Genomic DNA, 5,768 nt, shown 5'->3' on the forward strand with positions numbered 1-5,768 from the left:
CGGCAGGGTGGCGTCGGCGGGCACGAGCCGCAGCGGCGAGGTGGTGAGCCGGTCCCCGGCCCGGGCCGGCAGGGTGAGCCGGAACTGCGCGCCCTGCCCCGGCGCGCCCCACGCCTCCAGCCAGCCCCCGTGCAGCCGGGCGTCCTCCAGGCTGATCGACAGGCCCAGCCCGGTGCCCCCGGTCTGCCGGGCCCGGGACGGGTCGGCGCGCCAGAACCGGTTGAAGACCAGCTTCTCCTCGCCCGGCTTGAGGCCCACGCCGTGGTCCCGCACCGTGATCGCCACCGCGCTCTGGTCCATGCCCAGGGTGATCCGCACCGGCTTGGCCTCGCCGTGCTCGACCGCGTTGCCGACCAGGTTGCGCAGCACCCGCTCGACCCGGCGCGGGTCGACCTCGGCGATGACCGGCGTGTCCGGCAGGTCCACCTCGATGCTCACCCCGACCCGCTCGGCCAGCCCGGCCAGCCGCTCGGTCACCCGGTGCACCACCGGCACCAGGTCGGTCGGCTCGCTGTCCAGCACCGCGAAGCCGGCGTCGAAGCGGCTGATCTCCAACAGGTCGGTGAGCAGCTCCTCGAACCGGTCCAGCTCCGCCTGGAGCAGCTCGGCGCTGCGGGCCACCGCCGGGTCGAACTCGTCCCGCTCGGCGAAGATCAGGTCGGCGGCCATTCGGACCGTGGTCAACGGGGTGCGCAGCTCGTGCGAGACGTCAGAGGTGAACCGGCGTTGCAGCCGGGACATCTCCTCCAGCCGGAGGATCTGCCGTTGCAGGTTGGTCGCCATCTGGTTGAAGGAGGCGGCGAGCAGGGCCAGGTCGTCCTCGCCGGAGACCACCATGCGCTGGTCGAGCAGGCCGGCGGAGAGGCGTTGGGCGGTGCGCGCGGCCACCCGTACCGGGGTCACCACCAGGCGGGTGACCAGGGCCGCCAGCAGACCGAGCAGGAGCACCAGCGCGACCCCGGTGGCCACCACCGTGGACCGGGCGTCGGCCGCCGTGCTGTCCTGCCGGGCCAGGGGTACGAGGTAGTAGAGCTCTACCTGCCCGAACCGGGTCGGCACCGGGGAGCCGTAGACCAGGTATTTCGTCCGCTCGCCGCCGAGCGTGCCAGTGCGGATCTGGTGGGCGACCTTGCCCGACGAGACGGCGGCCCGCAGCTCGTCGCCGATCACCGGGCGCACCGGCACGTCCGGGGAGGTGCGCGGCTCGATGAACTCGGCGAAGTTGTCGGCGGTGATCGCCACCACCACCCCGCTGGTCTGCGCCGGGTCACCACCGGCGAGGTAGTTGACCGTGCCGTCGATGGTGTCCTGGAGCTGCGCCTCCTGCGGCTGGCTGTAGAGGTTGAACTGCTTCGCCGCGTACTCGCTGCCGTTGCTCAGCCGGGCCCGCACGTCGGTCTCGGCGTTCTCCAGCAGGATGTTGGTGATCTTGTCAGCGATCAGGTAGGCGAAACCGCCCACCAGCAGACTGGACGCCACAAGTGTGATGGTGACCACACGGACCTGGAGCGACCGCCGCCACGCCTGATGCACCCCGGCGGCGAACCGGGTCGACCGGCCGGCCAGGACGCGCCACAGCGCCCACGCGGCGGATGGCCGGCGGGACGCGGCGGTCGGCGGGTCGGGCAGCGGGGTGGTCACCACAGTGCTGACCAGGCTATCCGGTGCCTGCCTTGTAGCCCACGCCCCGAACGGTCAGGATGATTTCGGGTCGCTCCGGATCCGGCTCGATCTTGGCCCGGAGCCGCTGCACGTGCACGTTCACCAGGCGGGTGTCGGCCGCGTGGCGGTAGCCCCACACCTGCTCCAGCAGCACCTCGCGGGTGAACACCTGGCGCGGCTTGCGGGCCAGCGCGACCAGCAGGTCGAACTCCAGCGGCGTCAGCTTCACCTCCTCGCCGTCCCGGCTGACCGTGTGCGCCGGCACGTCGATGGTGATCTGGTTGCCCGGCGGCCCGATGGTGAGCAGCTCCGGCGCGACGTCCTCGCCGCGGCGCAGCCGGGCCCGCATCCGGGCCACCAGCTCCTTGGGCTTGAACGGCTTGACCACGTAGTCGTCGGCGCCGGACTCCAGCCCCAGCACCACGTCGACGGTGTCGCTCTTGGCGGTCAGCATCACGATGGGCACGCCGGACTCGGACCGGATCGCGCGGGCCACGTCGATGCCGCTCATGCCGGGCAGCATCAGGTCGAGCAGGACGATGTCGGGCCGGCTGTCGCGGAACGCGGCAAGTGCGCGTTCTCCGTCCGCGACGAAGGACGGCACGAAGCCCTCGCTGCGCAGCACGATGCCGAGCATCTCGGCGAGGGCGGGGTCGTCGTCGACCACGAGTACCCGGGCTCTCATGGGGTTTATCGTTCCATCCCCGTTCGTTCGGAGGGTTCGGCGTCTTCACGGGCACGGTAGCGCCGAGCGCGCCCGCGCACCACAGCCGACGGCGTGGCCGCCCAGCGTGGCGTGCCGCGACGGACGGGTCAACCGGATGCGGACCCGTCGTGCAACCATGATCCCCCGGGCGCCGCGATCACCCGTACCCCCACCGAGGGCTGGTACGCGGAGGAACTGTTCGCGCGGTTCGCGGTGGGCGACGTGGTCGGTGACCGTGGGGTGCTCGGCTGGGTCGCCGCCGAGGGCGACCCCGACTCGGCGAGAGGGAACGCATGAGGCTGGTGCGGTGGACGCCGGACGACCTGGTCCGGCGTCTGGACGACGTGGTGGCCGTCTACGGCGAGGCGATGGGCTACCGCCCCGACCTGCTGGAGGCCCGGCGCGGCTACATCGCCACCCACGTCCGCCGGCCGGGGTTCCGCGCCGTCGCCAGCCTGACCACCGAGGGACACCTGGCCGGCTTCGGGTACGGCTACCTCGGCGCCAGCGGGCAGTGGTGGCACGACCAGGTGCTGCGGGCGCTGACCCCGCCGGCCCGACAGCGCTGGCTGACCCACCCGTTCGAGGTGGTCGAGCTGCACGTGCGCCCGCCCGCGCAGGGGCACGGTGTGGGGGCCCGCCAGCTGCGCGCGCTGCTCGCCATGGCCGAGGGCGACACCACCCTCCTGTCCACCCCCGAGGCCGACGAGCAGACGTCCCGGGCCTGGCGGCTCTACCGCCGGTTCGGCTTCACCGACGTCCTGCGGCACTTCCACTTCCCCGGTGACGAGCGGCCGTTCGGCGTGCTCGGCCGGGACCTGCCACTGCCCGCGCCGGACCAGCCGTGAGAAGGGTACGGCTGCCCTGGGCGCTGCTGGCCGTGCTGGTCCTCGCCCAGATCTGCTACCCGCTCACCGGCGGCGCGACCCGGGCCGGGCTGACCGTGGCCACCGTGGTGCTCGGCTGGCTGCTCTCCGTCGGCCACGCGCTGCTCACCCGGGGCACCCGGGCCGCCGCCGCGCTGGTCGCGGTCGCGACCGGCGGCGGGTTCGCGGTCGAGGCGCTCGGCGTGGCCACCGGGTTCCCGTTCGGCAGCTACGACTACTCCGGCGAACTGGGCCCGAAGCTGGCCGGCGTGCCGTTGATCATCCCGCTGGCCTGGACGTGGATGGCCTGGCCGGCGTGGCTCACCGCGGTCCGGCTCACCCAGGTGTTAGGAGGGGGCCCTTCCTCTACCGGAGGCGTTAAGAAGGGGCCCCTCCTTGCACGGGTCGCGCTCGCGGCGGTGGGGCTGGCCGCGTGGGACCTGTTCCTCGACCCGCAGATGGTGGCCGAGGGCTACTGGACCTGGCGCGACGCCACCCCGGCGCTGCCCGGGCTACCCGGCATCCCGGTCAGCAACTACCTGGGCTGGCTGGGCTTCGCGGTGCTGCTCGCCGCCGCGCTGCGGCCGCTCGCCGGGGCCTCCGTCGACCGGGTCGACGGCCGGGACGCCGACGTCCTGAAGATCACCAGCCAGGACAAGTCGGACCGGGACGACCACCTGCCGATCCCGACCCGGAGCTGGGACCCGGGCGCGGACCACGACAGCTTCCTCGACGTCAGCGAGCCGATCCCGGTGCCGCTGGACGCGTTCGCCGACCGCGCCGGCACCTGCGACCCCGACCTCTGGCGCGGCGTCCGCCGGCTGCCCCACCTGGCCACCTGAGCCGGCGGACGACGGCCGCTCAGTCGAGCGCGGCGGCGAGCGCGGCGAGCTGGTCGGCGTACTCGATCCGGTCGGCCCACCCGGCCGGCCAGGCCGCCGTCCCGTGGGCGGCCCCGACGAACGCGCCGGCCAGCGCGGCGATGGAGTCCGAGTCGCCGGCGGTGGTGGCGCCCCGGGCCAGCGCGCCGACCGGATCGTCCGGGTGCCGCAACGCGCAGAGCAGCGCGGTGGCCAGCGCCTCCTCGGCGATCCACCCCTCGCCGGTGAGCCGGCACGGGTCGCCGCCGTCGTCGGGGCGGGCCAGCGCCGCCTCCAGCCGGCCCAGCACCCGCAGGCAGTCGTCCCAGCCCCGGGCCGCGAACTCGGCCGCGCTGCGCTCCCCCGGCCGCTGCCACAGGTCGCCGAGCCAGTCGTCCCGGTAGACCGTGCGCTGCTCGCGAGCCCGCTCGGTGAGCAGGCCGGGCAGCTCCGGCAGCGCCGCGCCGTCGCGCAGCAGCCGGACCGCGTACGCGGTCAGCTCGCTGGCCGCCAGGGCGGTCGGGTGGCCGTGGGTCAGGCCGGCCTGGAGCTGCGCCAGCCCGGCGAGAGTGTCGAGGTCGACGTCGAGGAGCCCGACCGGCGTGACCCGCATGTTGGCACCGCACCCCTTGGAGCCGGCCACCGTGGCCTCCTGCCAGCGGGTGCCCCGGCTCAGCTCGGCACAGGCCCGCAGGCAGGTCATGCCGGGGGCGCGGTTGTTCTCCGGGCTGGCCGCCCAGTCGAGGAAGCGTCGCCGCAGCAGCGGCTCCACCGCCTCCGCGGTGAGGGCCGGCGCGTCGTGCACCGCCCACGCGACCGCCAGCGCCATCTGGGTGTCGTCGGTGACCAGCGCCGGATCGCCCTCCAGCTCGCGCGGACCGGCCGGGCCGTAGCGCCGGACGATCTCGGTGACGGTGAGGAACTCGGTGGGCTTGCCCAGGGCGTCGCCGTAGGCCAGACCGAAGAGCGACCCGGCGGCACGTCGGAGGGTGGAGGCGGTCACGTGGCGATCATGCCCGGGCCGCGCAAGCCCGGGCCGGTCAGTCCCAGCAGAGGCAGAACGGGTGCCCGGCCGGGTCGGCGTAGACCCGCCAGCCGTCGCCCTCACCGCGCAGCCGCCGCGCCCCAAGCGCCAACGCCGCCTTCTCGGCCGCCTCGATGTCGTCCACCGTCACGTCCAGGTGGAACTGCTGCGGACGCTCCGGGTCGGGCCACGCGGGGGCGCGCAGGTCGAGCGCCTTCTGGAAGGCGAGGCGGGGTTGGTGCCCGGGCGGGCCGCCGAGCACCACCCAGTCGTCCCCGTCGGAACTCTCCTCGATCACCGGGAGGCCGAGCAGCTCGGCGTAGAAGCCGGCCAACGCACGCGGGTCGGGGCAGTCGATCACCGTGGAACGCAGTCGTCCGATCATGCCGGTCATCCTGCCCCCGGGGTACGACGGGAAACGTCACTCCTCGGCGAGCCGCCGCCCCGCGTCCCGGCAGGCGGTCAGGACCGCCCGGGCGTACGCCGGGGTCGCGCCGGCCAGTCCGCACGCGGGGGTGACCACCACCTGCTCGGCGAGCCGGCGACGGGGGAAGCCGAGCCGGTCCCAGACCCGGCGGACCCGGGCGGCCACCTCGGCCGACGTCGGTGCCCGCCCACCGGCCGGCGGGAAGATCGGAAGAGCGTCGTGT

6 protein-coding genes and 1 pseudogene are annotated in these 5,768 nt (G+C 74.3%); 3 read left to right on the forward strand and 4 right to left on the reverse strand.

Annotated elements, in window-relative coordinates:
• Window positions 1-1,641 (reverse strand): MtrAB system histidine kinase MtrB (gene mtrB / locus HUW36_RS23970; RefSeq protein WP_425487261.1); only part of this gene is annotated, 1,641 nt, incomplete at its 3' end.
• Between the two features lie 16 nt (window positions 1,642-1,657).
• Window positions 1,658-2,347 carry an MtrAB system response regulator MtrA gene (mtrA, locus tag HUW36_RS23975; RefSeq protein ID WP_091581585.1) on the reverse strand — a complete coding sequence of 230 codons (690 nt, stop codon included), beginning with the start codon at window positions 2,345-2,347 and terminating at the stop codon, window positions 1,658-1,660.
• Window positions 2,348-2,503: 156 nt separating this feature from the next.
• On the opposite strand from mtrA, the pseudogene HUW36_RS23980 reads away from it, so the two are divergent.
• The 3 genes and pseudogenes from HUW36_RS23980 to HUW36_RS23990 all read left to right on the forward strand — a co-directional run.
• Window positions 2,504-2,665: pseudogene (locus HUW36_RS23980) on the forward strand (spheroidene monooxygenase); the annotation flags it as partial.
• A complete protein-coding gene (locus HUW36_RS23985; RefSeq protein WP_174530248.1) occupies window positions 2,662-3,216 on the forward strand; it encodes a GNAT family N-acetyltransferase in 555 nt (184 codons plus the stop codon). The pseudogene HUW36_RS23980 and the gene HUW36_RS23985, both read left to right, overlap by 4 nt.
• Window positions 3,213-4,076, forward strand: coding sequence for a carotenoid biosynthesis protein (locus HUW36_RS23990; protein ID WP_246248303.1), 864 nt, complete (start codon window positions 3,213-3,215; stop codon window positions 4,074-4,076). The genes HUW36_RS23985 and HUW36_RS23990 overlap by 4 nt, the downstream gene beginning before the upstream one ends.
• Window positions 4,077-4,095: 19 nt before the next feature.
• Here HUW36_RS23990 and HUW36_RS23995 read toward each other — a convergent pair whose 3' ends face one another.
• Both HUW36_RS23995 and HUW36_RS24000 read right to left on the reverse strand, forming a co-directional pair.
• A complete protein-coding gene (locus tag HUW36_RS23995; RefSeq protein WP_174530249.1) occupies window positions 4,096-5,097 on the reverse strand; it encodes an ADP-ribosylglycohydrolase family protein in 1,002 nt (333 codons plus the stop codon).
• Between the two features lie 37 nt (window positions 5,098-5,134).
• Window positions 5,135-5,503: a VOC family protein gene (locus HUW36_RS24000; RefSeq protein ID WP_174530250.1), complete on the reverse strand. Its 369-nt coding sequence runs from the start codon at window positions 5,501-5,503 to the stop codon at window positions 5,135-5,137.
• Window positions 5,504-5,768 lie beyond the last annotated feature (265 nt).

The organism is Micromonospora maritima (genome assembly GCF_902825405.1).
GTDB classification, from domain to species: Bacteria; Actinomycetota; Actinomycetes; order Mycobacteriales; family Micromonosporaceae; genus Micromonospora; species Micromonospora maritima.